At 36.9% G+C, this 20476-nt stretch carries 21 protein-coding genes; all 21 read right to left on the reverse strand.

From position 1 onward, the window contains the following. Position 1: 1 nt before the first annotated feature. Positions 2-1057, reverse strand: a complete 1056-nt coding sequence (ispG, locus tag C7390_RS02055) for a flavodoxin-dependent (E)-4-hydroxy-3-methylbut-2-enyl-diphosphate synthase (RefSeq protein ID WP_022502666.1) — start codon at positions 1055-1057, stop codon at positions 2-4. A gap of 19 nt (positions 1058-1076) precedes the next feature. Beyond that, positions 1077-2561, reverse strand: a complete 1485-nt coding sequence (gene rseP, locus C7390_RS02060; protein WP_116443517.1) for an RIP metalloprotease RseP — start codon at positions 2559-2561, stop codon at positions 1077-1079. Then, entirely contained in the window at positions 2552-3718 is a 1167-nt protein-coding gene (locus tag C7390_RS02065; protein WP_055174431.1) for a 1-deoxy-D-xylulose-5-phosphate reductoisomerase, read from the reverse strand. Before C7390_RS02065 ends, rseP begins: the two co-directional genes overlap by 10 nt. A 36-nt stretch (positions 3719-3754) precedes the next feature. Continuing rightward, positions 3755-4567, reverse strand: coding sequence for a phosphatidate cytidylyltransferase (locus tag C7390_RS02070; protein ID WP_022502669.1), 813 nt, complete (start codon positions 4565-4567; stop codon positions 3755-3757). A 3-nt stretch (positions 4568-4570) separates the two neighbouring features. Further along, positions 4571-5305, reverse strand: a complete 735-nt coding sequence (locus tag C7390_RS02075; protein ID WP_022502670.1) for an isoprenyl transferase — start codon at positions 5303-5305, stop codon at positions 4571-4573. Between the two features lie 201 nt (positions 5306-5506). Beyond that, positions 5507-6058 carry a ribosome recycling factor gene (gene frr / locus C7390_RS02080; protein ID WP_022502671.1) on the reverse strand — a complete coding sequence of 184 codons (552 nt, stop codon included), beginning with the start codon at positions 6056-6058 and terminating at the stop codon, positions 5507-5509. Positions 6059-6120: 62 nt separating this feature from the next. Then, positions 6121-6828 (reverse strand): UMP kinase, encoded by a 708-nt coding sequence (gene pyrH / locus C7390_RS02085; RefSeq protein WP_022502672.1) that lies wholly within the window; start codon positions 6826-6828, stop codon positions 6121-6123. Between the two features lie 100 nt (positions 6829-6928). Beyond that, entirely contained in the window at positions 6929-7867 is a 939-nt protein-coding gene (locus C7390_RS02090; protein WP_022502673.1) for a polymer-forming cytoskeletal protein, read from the reverse strand. Positions 7868-7908: 41 nt separating this feature from the next. Beyond that, positions 7909-9738 (reverse strand): methyl-accepting chemotaxis protein, encoded by a 1830-nt coding sequence (locus C7390_RS02095; RefSeq protein ID WP_116443518.1) that lies wholly within the window; start codon positions 9736-9738, stop codon positions 7909-7911. Positions 9739-10169: 431 nt separating this feature from the next. Then, entirely contained in the window at positions 10170-11255 is a 1086-nt protein-coding gene (gene tsf, locus C7390_RS02100; protein WP_022502675.1) for a translation elongation factor Ts, read from the reverse strand. A gap of 103 nt (positions 11256-11358) precedes the next feature. Further along, positions 11359-12087, reverse strand: a complete 729-nt coding sequence (rpsB, locus tag C7390_RS02105; RefSeq protein ID WP_055174425.1) for a 30S ribosomal protein S2 — start codon at positions 12085-12087, stop codon at positions 11359-11361. Between the two features lie 215 nt (positions 12088-12302). Beyond that, positions 12303-12863: a hypothetical protein gene (locus C7390_RS02110; protein ID WP_055307028.1), complete on the reverse strand. Its 561-nt coding sequence runs from the start codon at positions 12861-12863 to the stop codon at positions 12303-12305. Positions 12864-12961: 98 nt separating this feature from the next. Then, a complete protein-coding gene (locus C7390_RS02115; RefSeq protein WP_055174421.1) occupies positions 12962-13582 on the reverse strand; it encodes a DUF6115 domain-containing protein in 621 nt (206 codons plus the stop codon). Between the two features lie 14 nt (positions 13583-13596). Further along, a complete protein-coding gene (locus C7390_RS02120) occupies positions 13597-13911 on the reverse strand; it encodes a hypothetical protein (protein ID WP_022502679.1) in 315 nt (104 codons plus the stop codon). A 36-nt stretch (positions 13912-13947) separates the two neighbouring features. Further along, entirely contained in the window at positions 13948-15555 is a 1608-nt protein-coding gene (locus C7390_RS02125; RefSeq protein ID WP_116443519.1) for a DUF342 domain-containing protein, read from the reverse strand. 53 nt (positions 15556-15608) lie between these two features. Beyond that, positions 15609-16367: a FliA/WhiG family RNA polymerase sigma factor gene (locus tag C7390_RS02130; RefSeq protein WP_022502681.1), complete on the reverse strand. Its 759-nt coding sequence runs from the start codon at positions 16365-16367 to the stop codon at positions 15609-15611. Positions 16368-16402: 35 nt separating this feature from the next. Further along, positions 16403-16717 carry a hypothetical protein gene (locus C7390_RS02135; RefSeq protein WP_022502682.1) on the reverse strand — a complete coding sequence of 105 codons (315 nt, stop codon included), beginning with the start codon at positions 16715-16717 and terminating at the stop codon, positions 16403-16405. A gap of 4 nt (positions 16718-16721) precedes the next feature. Then, entirely contained in the window at positions 16722-17213 is a 492-nt protein-coding gene (locus C7390_RS02140; RefSeq protein WP_022502683.1) for a chemotaxis protein CheD, read from the reverse strand. Positions 17214-17240: 27 nt separating this feature from the next. Beyond that, complete coding sequence (locus C7390_RS02145) at positions 17241-17870, reverse strand: chemotaxis protein CheC (protein WP_022502684.1); 630 nt, start codon at positions 17868-17870, stop codon at positions 17241-17243. 29 nt (positions 17871-17899) lie between these two features. Next, positions 17900-18373 carry a chemotaxis protein CheW gene (locus C7390_RS02150; RefSeq protein ID WP_022502685.1) on the reverse strand — a complete coding sequence of 158 codons (474 nt, stop codon included), beginning with the start codon at positions 18371-18373 and terminating at the stop codon, positions 17900-17902. 15 nt (positions 18374-18388) lie between these two features. Continuing rightward, positions 18389-20476: a chemotaxis protein CheA gene (locus C7390_RS02155; RefSeq protein ID WP_055174414.1), complete on the reverse strand. Its 2088-nt coding sequence runs from the start codon at positions 20474-20476 to the stop codon at positions 18389-18391.

Genomic DNA, 20476 nt, shown 5'->3' on the forward strand with positions numbered 1-20476 from the left:
ATCAGTCTTTCCAATTATCTAATTCGTCCTTCAGCACTGCTAACAGTTTATCTTCTTCAAACTTCTTAATTATTTCGCCATGCTTTATAAGAACACCACAGCCGTCACCACCTGCTATTCCTATATCAGCCTCCTTAGCTTCTCCAGGGCCATTTACAACACAGCCCATAACAGCTATCTTAATATCAAGGTCATAGTTTCTAACAAGCTCCTCAACCTTTGAGGCAAGACCGATAAGGTCAATTTTAGTTCTTCCACAGGTAGGACAAGATACAACCTCAATACCACCTTTTCTTAAACCAAGTGTCCTAAGAATAAGCTTAGCTGCCTCTATCTCCTTTACAGGGTCATCTGTAAGTGAAACTCTTATTGTATCACCTATGCCCTGTCCTAATATAAGCCCAAGACCTATTGATGACTTAATGCTTCCGCTGAATAACGTACCCGACTCGGTAATTCCAACGTGAAGCGGATAATTAGTCTTCCTTGCTATAAGTTCGTGTGCCTTAACACACATCATTACATCTGACGATTTAATGCTTATAACAAGATTATCATAACCAAGATCTTCTATAATCTTTACTTTATCAAGTGCACTCTCAACAAGTCCTTCGGCTGTAACACCGCCATATTTCTCTATAAGGTCTTTCTCAAGTGAACCACTGTTGACCCCTACTCTTATAGGGATATTCTTAGCCCTGGCAGCATCTACAACAGCCTTAATCTTATCTGTTCCACCGATATTGCCTGGATTAATTCTTATCTTGTCAGCACCATTATTAATTGCCTCTATTGCCATTCTGTAATCAAAATGTATATCTGCAACCAATGGAATATGAATATGCTTCTTAATCTCCTTGATTGCTTTAGCGGCATTAATATCTGGAACTGTACATCTTATAATATCACAGCCTGCTTTCTCTAAAGCCAGTATCTGGCTGACAGTTGCCTCAACATCATCAGTTCTTGTGTTAGTCATAGACTGAATCATTATAGGATTGCCGCCACCGATTAACTTATTGCCTATTTTTACAACCTTTGTATTATCTCTATACATATTAAGCCTCATTTCTTAATTAAAAAAGTCCTCTTATATCTTTAAACATAACATATATCATAAGAACAAATAAGAATATCATACCAACAAAATGTATCATACCCTCGTGTTCTTTCTTGACCGGCTTGCCTCTTAATACTTCAAGTATAAGAAATACAAGTCTCCCGCCATCAAGTGCCGGTATTGGAAGAAGGTTCATAACGCCAAGGTTGGCACTTATAAGTCCTGCAAGATTTAAAAGATTAAGGATTACATAAAATGTTCCATCAGCCTTGCTTTCTTCTACAATATTACTCATAGCACTTACTGTTCCAACAGGACCAGAAAGATCATTAATCCCCACCTGTCCTGTAAACATCATTCCAAGGCTCTTAACTACAGTATTAACACTATATCCAACTTCCTTAAATGCATAGCCGATTACTGATATAGGCGAAACCTTCTGTCTTGCCCCATAACTTGCAAAGCCTGTATAGTAATATTCATTCTCTACAGAATCCGGTGTCACATTTAACTGCATTGTACTACCATCTCTGTTTATTGTAATATCAACACTCTCGCCATTACACTGTCCTACAAGCTCAATAATCTTGGTACTTCCGTCAACTGCAACGCCATTAACCGCTGTTATTATATCACCCTTCTTAATCCCAGCCTTCTGTGCTGGTGTTCCGTCAGATACGCCTGCTATTGTCCCATTCTGCTCTAAAGTAACACCCATCTGGTACTTCTGCTGTTTAACATATTCAGGAGTAAGAGTTGTTGTATATTTCTGTCCATCTCTTTCATATGTTATATTCATAGTATCATCAGCGTGGTACACCCTATAGAAAGAATAATCCCTGTAAAATGTTATCTTCTGGTTATTAACCTTTATAATCTTGTCACCTTCCTGAAGCCCTGCACTTACCGCTGGTGAATTATCATATACAACATCAACCATACAAGGGTCATAGCCTATACTTCCAATAATTACAACCGAGCAGACAAATGCCAGTATAAAGTTAAATATTGGTCCAGCTGCTATAACTGCAATCCTTGCCCACACTGATTTATTAGCAAATGATTTGGACATATCATAGCCAGCTTCCAGTGCTTCCTGCTTTTTCTTCTCAGACATATAGCTTCCAGCCGATGTATTATCAGATGAATACCTTGAAGCATTTCCAAAGCCATTATCTTCTGCTGTTTTACCATTGCAAAAGTCATTATCCAACTCGCTTCCAGATTTGCCAGTATTATTGCCTTCTGTTGCATCTTCCTGCTCATCATCATCTGCCTCTAAGAAATCCTCACCAAGCATTATACAGGCTCCACCAAAAGGAAGCAGCTTAAGACTATATTCTGTTTCACCTTTCTTAAAATGTATAAGCTTAGGTCCAAATCCAAGTGAGAATTCCACAACTGTAATTCCATTTGCCTTAGCTACAATAAAATGTCCAAACTCGTGTATAATTATGATTATGCTTAATACAAGTATCGCTAATATTATATTTATAACCACTCTGCTCCTCCATTCTTCAAACGGTTTTCTATCATTTCATAGACTGTCTGTTCTGTTTCTAATATTTCGTCTACAGACGGATTATCAATATAACGTACTTCATTCATTGCATACTCTATAATATCAGGTATATCAAGATACTTTATCTTTCTGTCAAGGAACTTTGCAACTGCAAGCTCATTTGCCGCATTAAATGCTGTTGGAATGTTACCGCCCTTATCAGAAGCTGTATAAGCAAGCTTAAGTCCTTTAAATGTATCCATATCAGGCTTTTCAAATGTAATATTGCCAAGTTCAAAGAAATCCACTCTCTTAGTGTTAAGCTCTCTTCTATGAGGATAATAGAGGGCATACTGTATAGGAAGGCGCATATCAGGACTTCCAAGCTGTGCCATTATTCCTCCGTCAATGAATTCAACCATAGAATGTATTATGCTCTGTGGCTGTACAACCACTGTGACCTTAGATGATGGAACATTGAATAACCACTGTGCTTCCATTACCTCAAGGCCTTTATTAACCATAGTTGATGAGTCTATCGTTATCTTTCTTCCCATAGCCCAGTTAGGGTGGTTAAGTGCATCCTCAACTGTCACATTTACAAGGTCAGCTCTTTTCTTTCCTCTGAATGGACCACCTGATGCTGTAAGAAGTATTCTTTCAACCTCCTTAGGATATTCGCCGTTAAGTGACTGAAATATCGCTGAATGTTCGCTGTCTACAGGATATATATTAACATTATTGTCCTTAGCAAGCTTCATTATAATATGTCCTGCTGTTACAAGTGTCTCCTTATTGGCAAGTGCAATATCCTTATGTGCTTCAATTGCTTTAATCGTTGGAACAATGCCCATCATTCCAACAACGGCCGTAAGAACAATATCAGCTTCTTTATGTGTTGCCGCTTCTATAAGTCCCTCATCACCATACACTATCTTTACATCAATATCTGAAAGCAGAAGCTTTAACTCGCCCGCAAGCTTTTCAGTTCCAATACATACCAAAGATGGTCTGAATTCCCTTACCTGTTCTGCTAATTCTTTCACTCTTGTTCCTGCTGCAAGTGCAACAACCTTTATATCTTTATTTCTTCTAATAACATCTAAAGTCTGAGTTCCTATTGAACCAGTCGAACCTAGAACTGATATTCCTCTCATTATCTACACCCTTTCCTAATCTATACTATAGTAACTTTAAAGTCCTATACTGTTAAGCAGTATTATCGCCCAGTATACAACCGGTGCTGTGAATATTACGCTGTCAAATCTATCCATAATTCCACCATGTCCCGGAATTAATGTACCATAATCTTTAACATTATAATTTCTCTTAATTGCAGATGCCGCCAAGTCACCAACTATTGACAATAACGCCCCTGCAAGGCTTGCTACTGCAAATGCCACAGACGAATTATCAATAACACCTGCCATTTTAGAACTTACTAAAGCTCCGTATACCGCACCGAGTATTGTTGCACCAATCACTCCGCCTATTGCACCTTCAACCGACTTCTTAGGTGATAACACAGGTGCCATTTTGTGCTTTCCTATGCACACTCCTGTGAAATAAGCAAATGTATCATTTCCCCACGAAGCAATAAATATAAGCCACACAATAAATATTCCATTATCTGACATTCTTGTTTCATATATATAAGCTATCATCACGGTTACATATATGATTCCAAAGAATGCCCACATAACATTTTCCGCCTTATACTTTGGAAACGTGAATACATACACGCTCATCATAACAAGAAATGTTACTACAAGAATTAGCGTAGTATATCTATGCTCTGCTATGTTAAGGCTTATAAAATATGCTATTGTTGCCGCATATGCACATATTCCCAATGGTGTCTTTTGAAGATTGGTGACCCTTAACAATTCAAAATTACCTATAAGTGCTACCATAAGACATACCGCATATAACAGCCAGCCACCAAAATACAATGATGGAACGGCAATTGCCACAAGGCATATTCCGCTTATTATCCTCTTTAACAAATTCTATTCCTCCTTAACTCCGCCATATCTTCTGTCTCTTTTATTATATTTCTCACAAGCCTTAATAAGTTCTTCCCTGTTAAAATCCGGCCAGAATACATCTGTAAAGTAGAATTCTGTATATGCAAGCTGCCATGGAAGATAATTAGAAAGTCTTTGCTCGCCACTAGTTCTTATCAAAAGATCCGGGTCAGGAATATCCTTTGTGTCAAGATTAGCATTTATCATAGCCTCATCTATAGCCTCTGGTGCAATCTTTCCCTCTTTAACATCCTGTGCAATCTTCTGGACGGCTCTTACAATCTCATCTCTGCCACCATAATTGATTGCTATTGTGAAATTGAGTCCTGTATTATTCTTAGTCTTTTCTTCAAGATTATTAATACTCTCAACTATATCATCACTTAATTCTTCCCTGCGTCCTATAACACGGCACCTTACATTGTTCTTCATAGACTTCTTGACACAATCTTTAAGATACTTTCTTAAAATGCTCATAAGAGTGCCTACTTCTTCTTCTGAACGCTTCCAGTTCTCTGTTGAAAAAGCATATACTGTAAAATATTGTATGCCAAGGTCATCTGCAACATACAACATATCTTCTACAACTTTACTTCCCTGCATATGTCCATATGTTCTTGGCATATGCTTCTTTTTAGCCCAGCGTCCATTACCATCAAGTATGACAGCAACATGAGCAGGTATCTTAAGCCCTAATTCCTCATTATATTTATCCATACATTACCCCACAGTCAATATTTTATAGTTTCATATATCGGTATCCTTATAACTTCATATTTAGATACATTTATCATTTCATATATTATTATATTTTTATATGCCAGATAGCATCATTATATTAATGTATATATAATATTATCCATATAACTTATTAGGAGGCTGTTGCTATAAACCAACAGCCTCCCCATATATTATTCATTATACTGTAAGTATCTCAGAAGTCTTTTCTTCTATTGCCTTATCTATTAAAGCTATATATTTATCTGTAAGCTTCTGAACATCATCTTCAAGATTCTTAGCTTCATCATCTGAAAGCTCTCCTGCCTTGTTCTCTTTCTTAACAGTATCATTAGCATCTCTTCTTACATTTCTTATGGCAACCTTAGCATTGTCACCCTTCTTCTTTACGTCCTTAGCAAGTTCTTTACGTCTTTCCTCTGTAAGTTCAGGGAATATAAGTCTTATTACCTTACCATCATTATTAGGTGTAAGTCCAAGGTCTGATACAAGAATAGCCTTTTCAATATCTTTAATAAGGCTTGCTTCCCAAGGCTGAATCTGAATCATTCTTGCTTCTGGAACAGAGATATTAGCCACCTGCTGAAGTGAAGTAGGTGTTCCATAATAATCAACCTTAATTTTATCTAATATATGTGGGTTAGCTCTTCCTGCTCTTATTGTTGTGTAGTCCTCTTTTAATGAGTCTACTGATTTCTTCATTTTATCTTCGTATTCTTTAATGTCACTCATTATATTTCTCTCTTTCTTAATATCTTTTATTATATAACTGAATATTACAATAAATCGGCAAATTAATCAACAGTTACAATTGTTCCATTAAATTTACCTGAAAGTGCATTAACAATGCTGTCTTTCTCATTAAGTCCAAATACCATAAGCGGCATCTTATTCTCCATACACATAACAGAAGCCGTCATATCAATTACGCCAAGATGCTTATCAACAACATCTGTAATGGATATTTTATCATACTTCTTAGCTTTTGGATTGATCTTAGGGTCGCTGTCATATACGCCATCAATTGCCTTAGCTAAAAGTATAGCATCTGCATCTAATTCAATGGCTCTAAGCACTATACCTGTATCTGTTGAGAAATATGGATGTCCTGTTCCACCTGCAAAGAATACAACCATCCCCTTTTCAAAATACTTATTAGCTCTATCCTTAGAGAAAAGCTTTGTCATACTTCCACACTCAAATGGTGTAAGTATATTAGTCTTAAGTCCCTGTGATCTGAATATTTCTGATACATATATGCAGTTCATAATGGTTGCAAGCATACCAATCTGGTCAGCCTTTGTTCTGTCGATATTATCATTAGAACGTCCTCTCCAGTAGTTACCACCACCAATTACAACACCTACATTAATGCCTTTGTCTATAATCTGCTTTACCTGTCCTGCTATATCCATAATTAATTCATCATCATAGCCTGACTTCTTATCACCTGATAAAGCTTCTCCACTTAACTTAAGAATTACTCTTTTAATGTCGTTCATATTATTTCTCCATTCTTTATATATATTGTATTTTATCAGAGTACTAACTATTATCTTTACCGATTATTAACTGTTATTTCTTTATTATCTATAATATCTGTTAATTCGCTGGCCTGCTGCCGGCTGTACTGTTATCAGCTGACATATTATCTGCTGCTTTGCCATCGACCGCTCTGTCGTTAGCTGACTTACTATCTGCTTCTTTGCCATCGACTGCTCTGTCGTTAACTGACTTGCTATCTGCTGACTTGCTGTCTAACCCTGCTGTCTCTTTATTGACACTACTCTTAATCTCGTCTTTGTTATGCTTTCCAACTGCCTTTATATCAAATATTGAAGATGTATCAACATCGGCATAGCACTGCGAACATCTTCCATCTATTGTAGCTCCATTATTAATCTGAACTGACTTAGACTTAATATCACCAACTATTACAGCGGATGAGTCTATGACAACCGGGCCATTAATGTCCACATTACCTTTAACAGCACCAGCTATAACGGCAGATGTTGCTGTTATATTACCTATAACAACTGTACCCTGCCCTATCTTAGCTGAACCCTTAGACTGTATATCTCCTGAAATCTTTGCATTATTAGCAAACACTTCATTAGCCATAATCGCTCCTTCTATTGTACCGCTTACTGTAAGCTTTCCACAGCAGGCAACATTACCTTCAACAGTTCCAAATACATCTATAGAACCTACTGAGTCCAAATCACCGCTGACAACAAGACCTGCTGTTATAACCGCTGTCTCCTCTGCCATCTGCTCTAACTCCGATCTTGGTTCATCTTGTGCAACACTGTCACTGAACGTCTCTATAGCTTCGCTCTCATTATTAAGCTCTGCCTCAAGCTTATCTGTAATAGACTCTCTGCTCTCTGAGCCTGTAAGCTCACTTTTCATTCCAGCTGCTAACTTAGCCAGATCATTATCTTCTAATGTATTGACCATCATATCTTCTTTAACTTCTTTTCCAAGTCTGCTGAATACATCTTTAGAATTATCATCAGATTTACTGCCAAATAAGCCCATCTTAATCCTCCATTAGTCTGATATATATAAAATATTGTCCATTATAACCAGCACTGATTATAACCATAATTCAAGCCTGTCTTATAATGCAAACCAGCCAAAAAAATGTATTGCATTATAACAATCATTATCCGATTAATTATAACACAATACATTATATTCTTCAATATTAATTGATCTCTAAGTGTGAACTGTGAAATTAATTCATTCATAGCTTCTGCCTGTGCAGAAAGCTCTTCACTTGTAGCAGAACACTCTTCTGATGCTGCTGAGTTAGACTGTACAACTTCTGAAATCTGGTCGATTCCCTTTTCAGCCTCTCTCATAGCTGCAATCTGAACATTAGAGTTCTCGCTAAGCTGCTTAGATACATCAGCAATATCATTGATTCCCTGAACAACTGAATCCATTGATTCAGCAACCTTCATAGCTACTGTATTACCTTCTTCTATTTCATTTAAAGCGCCTTCAATAAGAGTTCTTGTATCAACGGCTGACTGGGCACTCTGGTCAGCAAGCATTCTAATCTGCTCAGCAACAACTGCAAAGCCCTTACCAGCCTCACCTGCTCTTGCTGCCTCAATAGCTGCATTAAGAGAAAGAAGATTAGTCTGGCTTGCAATACTTTCAATATCAGAAATGATATTCTCAATCTTCTTAGATGTATCACTAATACGCTGCATAGCTTCCATAAGTGATTGCATCTCTACCTTGCTGGCATCAGCATTCTTCGCATGGTCTACAGCCTTGTCACTTGTCTTTTGTAAATTATCTGCTGTATCTGCAATCTGCTCAGTAAGAGTTGCTATTGTAGCCTGAAGCTCTTCAACAGCTCCAGCCTGTTCTGTAGCGCCTTCTGCTAATTCCTGTGCAGACTGTGCAAGGTTCTCTGAACCTACTGTTACCTGCTGTGATGATTCATCAACACTCTTAAGTGTAGCATCCATCTTTCTATTCATATTACGAATTGCATCTTTAAGATTAACAAATTTACCAACATATTTATCTTCGATATCTGTCTTAATCTTAAAGTTACCGGCTGCCATCTCATCCATAAGTCTGCTTAAGTCGCTGATGATAAGATTAAGGTCAGCAGCCATCTCCTTAGCTACATTATTCATATAAGCTATCTCATCATCAATCTCACTTTCTGGGAATTCGCTGTCAAGATCACCTGCTGCGAACTTCTTAAGTCTTTCAGCCAATGCTTCTACTGGCTTCTCAATATTATCAGCAATTCTTCTTCCAAGGTGTGTTGACATATATACACTAAATGCAATAATTGCAACAACTAAAACAATTAATATATACATAAGAACATTCAATGTATTCTGTACTTCATCACCCTTAGTAACATTGATATCCATTATATTCTTTAATGCAGCATATACATTATCGTACATAGGTGAAAGCTCTTCAATCTCTTTCTTCTGAGCTGCACCAGAAGCTCCATTATCTGTTGTAGCACCCTGCTTTAAAATGCTGTCAGCCTTGGTCCAGTAACCATTAAGTGCTGATTCAACCTGTGCATAAGCATCTTTACCGGCCTTAGTTACTATTGTCTTCTCAACATCTGCCATATAACCTTCAAATGCTGACTTCTTAGTCTCATAATTCTTCTGTTCATTAGCAATCTCATTCATATCTGTATAACCAATTACAGCTCTTAACGAACTTCTTGCCTCAGAGAATGTTACCATAGCCTTACCAATATCTCCCTGGGCAAATCCATAATTAGTAAGTGCATTATGATACTGGCTGCTTATTACAAATAATGAAATACCACATATAACAAGACCAATACTGCATACAAGAGAAATCATAGCAAAGCTCTTGTTCAACCTTTTTCTAATCGAATCTTTTACATTCATATTTTTCTCCTTTTTATGTAACTTTTTGTTTCATACAAGGCGTGCATAAAATACACATAATATTATACCCCACATATATTAATTGTCATATGCTGTTATATTATATTCTAAATATATAACACACTAATATATACTTCGCAGCATTACATATTTACTTTTTAATATGACATAATATGACTACTTCGTAGTCACTTAGAAGTTTCTTCGAAACTTCGGATGCGTGGAAAAGCAACGCAGTGCATATGATATAATAAATCCAATTTTCCAACAATTATTATCCAAAATTAACACGTCTCATATATAACTTAGATTTATTATATCAATCACTCTTTTATATTTCAATAGAAATTATTAATTTTTATTAAATACTATTCATTAAAAAAACCATATCCTGTATTAACAAGATATGGTTTAGTAAGTATAATTATTAATTACTTAAGCTGAGCTGCAACTTCCGCTGCGAAATCTTCATTCTTCTTCTCAAGACCTTCACCAACTTCAAAACGAACAAACTTCTTAATAGTAAATGGTGAACCAGCTGCCTTGCCTACTTCTGCAATATACTTAGATACTGACTGCTTTCCATCCTCAGCCTTAACATATACCTGATCCATAAGGCAGATTTCCTTAAGCTGCTTAGACACACGGCCTTCTACTAATCCATTAAAAATCTTATCAGCAGCAATATTAGCTCTGTCAGCTAATGCAAGCTCAGCTAACTGAGAAGCAGCTTCCTTTGAAAGGAAGTTGAATAAATACTGCATATTGCTCTTATGTTCTTCATATGTTGCAATATCTTCATCGCTCCATACTTTATCATTAACAGCCTTATCAATTAACTTATTTAAGATTGGCTTTGGAAGAGTAGCTGGGTCATTTAACGCACTCTCTTCGATGATTTCTCTTAACTTAGTAAGTTCTTCCGCTGACATATCATTTCTACTGATATACTGTGGGTTCATAGCTGCTATCTGCATAGCAATGTTAGTAAGTGCTTCTTTAACTGCATCTCCTGTAGCACCTTCTGCTGCAACAAGAACGCCAATTCTTCCACCACCGTGAACATATGAAGCAACACAGTCACCTGTAAGCTTTTCAAATCTTCTTAAAGAAAGCTTTTCACCGATTACGATAGTCTTTTCTTCAAGCTCAGACTTCATATCAAGAATTGCACATACATCTTCGCCATCTCCAGCCTTATCAACTGAAGCCTTAAGAGCCTTATCAGCTACGTTCTGAACAAATTCCTGGAATACAGCGTTCTTTGCAACGAAATCTGTCTCTGAGTTAACTTCTACTACTACTGCTGTGTTGCCTTCTGATGCAACTCTTGTGATACCTTCTGCTGCGATTCTGCCGGCTTTCTTTTCTACCTTAGCTGCTCCGCTCTTTCTAAGAACATCAACAGCTGCTTCCATATCTCCATCTGTCTCTGTAAGAGCCTTCTTACATTCCATCATACCTGCACCAGTAGACTCTCTAAGTTCTTTAACCATTGCTGCTGTAATTGCTGCCATTTTACTTTCCTCCAAATTATAATATTTTAAAATAATCTTAAAAAATGCTTCAACCTGAAACTACAGGCTGAAGCATACATAAACTTAAGTCAAACCTTAAATATTAAGCTTCCTCAGCTACTTCTTCTGCATCAGCGGCTACAGCTTCTTCACCCTGATTAGCTTCGATAACAGCGTCAGCCATCTTTGAAACGATTAAGTTAACAGCTCTGATAGCGTCATCGTTACCAGGAATAACATAATCTAATTCATCTGGATCACAGTTAGTATCAGCGATACCGATTAATGTGATACCAAGTGCGTGTGCTTCCTGAACGCAGATTCTTTCCTTCTTAGGATCTACGATAAAGATAGCATCTGGAATTCTCTTCATTTCCTTGATACCACCAAGGTTCTTCTGAAGCTTTTCTAATTCCTTCTTTAAGTTAATAACTTCCTTCTTAGGAAGAACATCAAATGTTCCATCTTCCTGCATTGTTTCGATTTCTTTAAGTCTTGCAATTCTTGACTGGATTGTCTTGAAGTTAGTGAGCATACCACCTAACCATCTTTCGTTAACGAAATACATACCACATCTTGTAGCTTCATTAGCGATTGCATCCTGTGCCTGCTTCTTTGTACCTACGAAAAGGATTGTACCACCATCAGCAACGATATCAGAAACTGCCTTATAAGCTTCATCAACCTTTCCTACTGACTTCTGTAAATCGATGATATGGATACCATTTCTTTCTGTGTAGATGTACTCAGCCATCTTAGGATTCCATCTTCTTGTCTGATGTCCGAAATGAACACCTGCTTCAAGTAACTGCTTCATTGAAATTACGCTCATTTTAATACCTCCATTGGTTAAATTATCTTTTGCAGGCTTCCTGGATTATGCAACACATCCCGTATAGCCACCGTCTGCGTACAACGGCACCCGCTATGCCATCCACCTGCATGCTTTTTCACACGAAATGTATTATATCAATACCATTAAATAATTGCAAGCATTTTTTATACAAAAACAAACAGCAAAGATAAATACAGGCTGACCAAATAATCTTAGTCAGCCTGTGTGTTATTATTATTATCTACATCGCTTCTTGTTATTATTCTTGCGATATTCTCATATGAATCACCCTTAATCAATTCAAAGTTGCCCTGCTGGACTATTCTTGAATATCCATAAGTTGCCATATACTGTGTAAAAGCATCTGCATCTTCTATAACACCCTTATTCTTAAGTATCTTTGATATATCAGCCGCAACCTTTATATTCTTAGGATTGATATTAACTATAACCTTATCTTCCTCCGATACATACCTTGTTGTAGCTGTAGTAGAACTATCCGTCGCTTTTACTACCGAATTCTTTGCTGTGTCAGCTGATGTTGTATCTTCGTTACCCTTATTCTCTGAATGTTCTGTGCTTTCAGCCTGTATTGTTTCATTATCTTTATCCGATTGTGTTGTATAGGCTATAACAGAACCAGTCGTCTCCTGTGGGACATTTGAACCATTAACATTATTATTAACCGCTGTAACTTTGTCAGCAATAAGCATAATAAGAACTGCGATAATAATTCCGCTTCCAAGACCGCTTAAATAATATCTTAACTTCATTGTATAATGCACCTGTTCCTTAATTCTAACATAATTTCACCTGATAACAATCAGTATTAATCACTTTATACACTAACCTCATTAACCAGTAATTACTTTTATTCGCCTGCTGCATTAACATATAACTTGATAACAAGACGAACCTCTCCAACTCCAAACTTTAAACGTTTAGCTATATCAATATCGTTATAGCCATTATTATATAAGGTCATAATCTTCTGATTCTTATCTAACTTATCATCAAGTGGAAATTCATCAACACTTATTCTCTGTGGTGCTTTCTGTGTTTCATCAAGCTTTATAAGTCTTTCCCTTACTGTTCCCATTCCTCTTGCCTGTGTGTTAGTTGCATTGACACTCTTAACTGTAGTCTTAATCTCTTTATCCTTCTCGTTAAGCATATCATACATAAACATTACTTCATTATGATTACGATTGATTTCTTTTAGAACATTGTCTGCATACTCATTCATTTCAAGAATCTTAGTATTGGATATTTTATCAAGACTTGCCTCAGTCTTTTCTTCTATATCCTGCATTTTCTTCTCAATTATGTCATCTATAGCCTTTGATACCTGTGACACTTGCTTTGCCGAATCATAATCTGATACATATGAAGCAGTATCAGCCTGTTCTTTATTATCAGTTATTCCAAGTATAATGCTTATTATAACGCATATTATACCTATAACTATTAAAACTATCGCTACAGTTCCCATTATCTCTCCATTAATCATACTTTGACGTCAAAGTCTATATCTTCCAAGTCTTTAATAAACACTTTACCGTCTTCTGATGTCTGATTTTTCCTTTCTTTATGTCCAGACTGATACTCGTTATCACTTTTATCCTTAGCATCAAACTTTTTCTGTCTGTTATTAGGGTCTTCTTTATGATTCACCTGTTCAGCTCTTGTGTGGATATCTTTCTGTAACTGAACCGCCGTCGTCTGCTGTTCTACCATAGGTCTGACATCTTCATTATGTCTGACTTGTGATACCGTATTCTGCTGTTGAATCATACCAAATTCCATCGGTCTTACTATCATATCAACACCTCTTTATCACAATTAACCACTTAATAATTAAAGTGGCAGACTCTTTATTTCAGCTCCTTCTTTTCTGAACTGGCAATAATCATATTTTTCTTTCAGGAACATACATATATCACCAAACATAAGCTTAGTACCAACATAAGCCCTGTTGCTTACCTTTATACAAGCATTCTTTTCTTCACCTATGCAGGATCTTATGTCTTCGTATTCTTTCTTTTCTTTAGCCAGCTGCTGATCCATAACCAAAAGGTTACGCATAGTCTTTGAGAGCATCTCCTGCTTCTCAGGACTAAGTGTTCCTTCTGCATCCTGTTTCTTTCTAAGTGCTGTCATAAGCTGTGCAAGCTGGATTTTCTCATCCCCCATCCTACTCAGGCCCTTCTTAAGCTCATCCATCCGCTTCTTCATTGTAGGGTCAACACCAACTCCTACAACTGTAGCTGTACCCATTTCATTACCTATGGTCTTTGCCTGTATCATAACTGTTGATTTAACATCGCCACCTATTATAAGACCATTCTTTCCATTGGCATTGATAACACCTTTAGCTACTACCTTGCTATGAAGAATAGAGTCTGCTTCAATATTACCGCCTGCCTCAACAAGCTGTACGCTTTCTATGAACTTGGATACAATTTTACCGCCTGCCTTTATAACAGCCTTGTTCATTCCCTGAACTCCTCTGTTTAAAGTGATATCTCCACCAGCTATTACTGTTGCACCTTCAACCACACCTGTAACTACTACATTGCCCGATGCCTTAACAGTAAAGCCTGCAAGTACATTTCCTTTAATACTGACATCACCATTGTAATCTATATCACCAGTTGAGTTATCTACATCAACAAGCTCAAGCACATTAGATACAAACACTTTATCAGACTCAAGTACTACATGTCCGCTTACCAGTGTAATTAATTCTTTGCCATCTTCCGATATTACAAGATTACGCCCAAATCTGAACACAACGTGCTTTACCTTATCTGGATTAACACTTCTGTTAAGTACATCTGTTCCAGCTTCACCAACATACTCTGGATGAAGAACTGCAACTGTATCTCCCTTGGTTACATGATTAACATTCTCTAATGTATGGAAATCTACTGTGCCATCCTCGTTCATCTTTGGTCTTGGCTTTAATTCTGTATTGAACTTATATTCAACATAACCTTCCCTGCCGCTTACCGGCTCAGTTCCTTTAGCCACTGTATAGGCTTTGCCGTAATGCCTGTCTTTTAAAAACGAGTCTATAACTTCTTCATCCACACCATAAGTAACACCGATATGCTGTAAATCCCTTATAATCTCATCTTTATCTAACATTCCACCATTCTCAAAAGGAGGATAGAAACAAGCTTCCACCCTCATACAATCACTGCTTATTCTGTAATCAGCAAATTCACTACATTCCAGCTGACTTTCTTCTGACACCTTAACAGTTGTCTCTGCCGCCGAACCTGCCTTAACAGCTTCCATAAGCTTTACACTATCACAGCTTATATTCTTATTATCAACATAAAACATTACATCATCAATGCTGGCTGCTCCATAACCAGACTTAGGTGGATATACTGTAATATATAATCCATCTTCCTTTGATGAAAATTGAAAATACCCTGACATACATTCTTTAATCATATATGACTCACTTTCTGCTTTTTGCCACTATATTTCTGCACTACAGCTTTTGTCTACGCTGGAAACATATAATCACCCATTATTTTCTTCATTTTACTGAGAGCCTTGGTATGAAGCTGCGATACCCTTGATTCTGAAACATCAAGCGTCATACTTATCTCTTTAAGAGTCATATCCTCATAATAGTATAACACAATAACACTTCTCTCCTTCTCTGTAAGAAGGTCTATTGCCTGTACAAGCTTCTTCTTAAGTTCTTCTTTCTCCACTACATCTTCTGGTTCTTCAAAATGTGAGTTACCCACGCTCTCCATCTTGACTTCACTTCCAGCTTCTGTATATTCATCCAATGATATAAGATTAGAAGACTTCATCTGACCTTGCCAATCGCTTAATTCATCCATTGAAATCCCTAATTCCAACGCAAGTTCATCATCTGTTGCTACTTTGCCGCTATCTGCCTCAATTTTAGCCATAGCAGCATCTATTTTCTTCTGTTTCTGCCTTAAGGACCTTGGAATCCAATCCATTTTACGAATCTGATCGAGAATCGCACCTCTTATCCTTAAACTGGCATATGTCTCAAACTTGACATTCTTACCACTATCGAACTTGTCTATCGCATCAATCAGACCAAATACACCATATCCTACAAGGTCGTCATATTCAACATTATAGCCAAGATACATATTCATTCTTCCTGCAACAAGCTTAACCAGCTGTGCATATTCAACTATGAGCTGTTCACGGATTTCGCTGTCGTGACTTGCAATATACTTTTCCCATAGCCTGTTTCTTCCCGCTTCATCCATACAAAGAATGCCCCCGTACTTAATAATAATGTATATTATCTGTTAGCTCTCTGATTACCATTCATAGCGTCAGATTCATCATTTTTGCCTTCCGTGGCCTCTTTTTCTTCGGCCTCAAGCCTCTCTTTTTCCTTCTCTAGTCTTTCAGCTTCTTCCTGTTCTTCTGCTTTGGTAATCTTTCTGTCTACTATAAAACATATAATTCTGCTCACAGCATAAAAACACACCATTACCCCTATAAGAATCCACAGGAATGAAACAAGACTATACCTGTTGATTATCATAACAACAGCAGTAATAAATCCAGCAAGCAATGTTACTATAGCAGAAACATTTCTAAATCTTTTCATAAGCTTATATAACCTTTCTTGGCTTACCAACTGATTTTATTACATATTCTCCCGTCTCTGAATAAAATTCAACTGTACGTCCATAATTCAATCCGCAATCTTCTGATAATAAACGTATATTTAATTCAGATAACTTCATCTTAACAGCCGCCACATTACGTTCACCCACTCTTAATGTGTCGTTGTTAGTATTCATCGCAAACATCTGAGCACCTCCAGCTATCTTGGCAACAAGCCTTACTTTGCTTGCTCCTAACTTTAGCATCTGGGCTACAAGCTCATCTATTCCACTGTCTGCATATTTTGCTTTATTAGAATTATTTCTAAACTGTGTACTGTCTGGCAGCATACAGTGCAGAAGTCCACTAATCTTAGTAACTGGATCATATATAGCAACTCCTACACAAGAGCCAAGTCCCAGAGTTGTTAAAACATCTGGTGACTTACCTACTTTTAAATCTGCCATACCCACTTTTATCATCTCATCTAAATTCATAATGTTACTCTCATCCCAAGAATATTATCAGCTAATAACTCCTAATGAACGAAGAATCTTATCGTATGATTCAAGCTCTGGAATAAGAAGAAAATATCCTTTAACAAAATCTAATTCGCCAAACTGTGTCTGAATTAATAATAACTTATCACCATACTTACCAAATTCTGATGCCGGAACACTTAAAAGTGCTCCAATCATATCTATAGTCATCTGCGGAACAGTCGCTATAATATTAAGCTTTGTAAGTGATGATATAGCAGTAAGATATGAACCTGATGCTATATTACCAATTTCATTCAATGCCGACATTTCCATATCAGTAAAATCTGCACTCTCATCAACAACATCATCATTCTGTAACATAAGGCTGTTAACAAGGTGATGTGCCGACTTAGTATCAAATATGAATAACATCATACCATCGATATCGCCCTCTAATCCCAAAAGAATTCCAACAACAGTCTGATCTTCACTTCCTATAATTGTTGATATATCCTTGAACTGTATTAAAGCAACATTAGGTACAGACATATCCATCTTTACGTTAAGCATTGTAGACAATGCTGTTGTAGCATTGCCTGCACCTATGTTACCGATTTCCTTTAATACATCTAACTGCATATCATTGAGCTGTTCTAAATCTACGTCTGACATATTAAACCTCAATTCCTAACATTTATATTTTATTTATTCTCTACAATAAGGCTGACTATGTCTAACAATGAAATAAGCTCTCCGCCATGCTTTCCGATTGCACTTATATAATTATTAGTAACTTCATCACCTGCTGAACGGTTAACACTTTCTGTGTCATCACTATTAAGTGTAACAACTTCTCTAACCTCGTCAACAATAATACCAATTGTAGCACCTTCAACCTTGACAATTATATATCTTGTCTTATCTGTGTATACATCATCCTCTAAGCCAAGCTTTAATCTTACACTCATTACCGGGATAATCTCACCTCTTAAATTGATTACTCCCTTATAATAATGCTGAGTCTTAGGTACTCTTGTAATATCCTGCTTTCTTACAATGTTATCAATATATTTGATATTGATACCATACTGCTCATTACCAATCTTAACTACTATATACTGTACAGTTGTTGAAACTTCTTCTTTCTTTTCTTCTATTGCATTAACATTCTCCATAACTAATGCCACCTCCTATACTAATGTGTTCGCATCGATAATTAAAGCTACTGAACCATCACCAAGAATAGTTGCTCCACTTATCATTCTATTAATATTAATATACTTGCCAAGTGACTTAATTACGATTTCCATCTGACCAATAAGACTATCAACAACAAGACCTGCGAGCTTGTCACCCTTTCTTACAATTACAACTGTAATTGTATCTGACTCTTCCTGTTCACCCGGAACATCAAGAATATCTCTTAATCTTATAAGAGGTATTACGCTTCCTCTTAAGTTGATTACCTCTTTAGCATGTATATACTTGATATCAGTTACTGGAACATCTTCAATTGTTTCAATAGCACCAAGTGATATAGCATATTTCTCATCTCCAAGCTTAACCATAAGAGCTTGAATAATAGCAAGTGTAAGTGGAAGTCTGATACTGAATGTACTTCCTTCGCCATACTTTGTCTTAACTTCTACATCTCCACCAAGTGCTTCAATCTTAGACTTAACAACATCAAGACCAACACCTCGACCTGATACATCTGTAATCTTCTCTGATGTTGAAAAGCTTGGTCTGAATAAGAGGTCAATTGCTTCTTTCTCTGTCATAGCATCAGCCTGTTCCTGAGTAACTGTACCCTTCTCGACAGCCTTTGCCTTAACTCTCTCTATATCTATACCATTACCATCATCAGATACTTCGATAACAACATTATTACCTTCCTGGAATGCATTAAGGTAAATAGAACCAACTTCCGGCTTACCTCTTTCTGCTCTTACCTCAGCACTTTCAAGTCCATGGTCAGCAGAATTTCTTAAAAGGTGCATAATAGGATCACCAATTTCATCAAGGACAGTTCTATCAAGCTCTGTCTCTTCACCAGTGATATAAAGCTCCATTTTCTTATTGAGCTTCTTATTAAGATCTCTGATCATACGAGGGAACTTACTGATTACACCTTCAATAGGCATCATTCGTACCTTCATAACTGATTCGTGAAGGTTAGTTGTTACTCTTTCAAGGTATTCAATCTGTTCTGTAAACTTCTGATTATTAGTTGTTGCTGCTTCGTCTGAAGAAATACTTGCTGATACAAGACCATTCTTAGCAATAATAAGCTCGCTGACAAGGTTCATAAGGACATCAAGCTTATCTATATCAACTCGTACTGTATGACTTACAGCCTTGTTATTAGCTGTTGCCGCCTTCTTAGCTGGCGATGCAGCCGCTGTCTTCTTAGCTTCTTCCTTCTTGGCTGGCTCTGTAACAGCTGGCTGTTTCTTAACTTCTTCCTTCTTCTCTTCTTCTGCTGGTGCATCATTAACTTCTTGAAATGGAACTGTTATTGCCTTTCCTTCTGCTGTCTTAATCTCTGATACACTCTTAATAATAGATATTACTTCATCAAGGCTTTCGTGAGATACAACAACTATTGTGAAATCTTTCTCAAACTTCTCATCTTCTATATCCTGTGTTGATGGCTCTGATTTGATAACATCGCAATGTCCTTCAAGATTCTTAAATACAAGAAATGCCCTTGCTGCCTTAAGTATACAATTCTCATCAACTGTTACTACTATCTCATATACTCCAAGACCCTTCTTTAATGCTTCATTAACTGCATTCATCTCAAAGTCTGCAAAAACAAGCTCAGATGTTGTTCCCTGTGCTGCTTCTTCTGCTGGCTGGCTGGCTGAAGCTTCTTTCTTCTCCTCTACTTCATTACCGCCAATGAATGAATTAAGTGCTTTTATTATAGGTTCATTATCATCGGTTCCTTCATCCTGTGTATTCTGGATATTGGAAACATAACTCTCAAGTGCATCAAGGCACTTGAACAATACATCACACATATCTGATGTAACTTTAATATTACCATTACGTACTTCTGAGAATACATTTTCCATATCGTGTGTAAGATTCTGCATTCTCTTATATCCCATAGTACCAGCCATACCCTTTAAAGAATGTGCTGCTCTGAATATTTCATTAATAGTATCACTATTCTCTGGTTCTTTCTCAAGAATTAATAACTGATCACTAAGAGACTGTAAATGTTCATTTGATTCATCAATAAAAATCTCTAAATACTGGCTAACATCCAT

This window comes from Bacteroides galacturonicus (assembly GCF_003096855.1).
Taxonomy (GTDB): Bacteria; Bacillota; Clostridia; order Lachnospirales; family Lachnospiraceae; genus Lachnospira; species Lachnospira rogosae.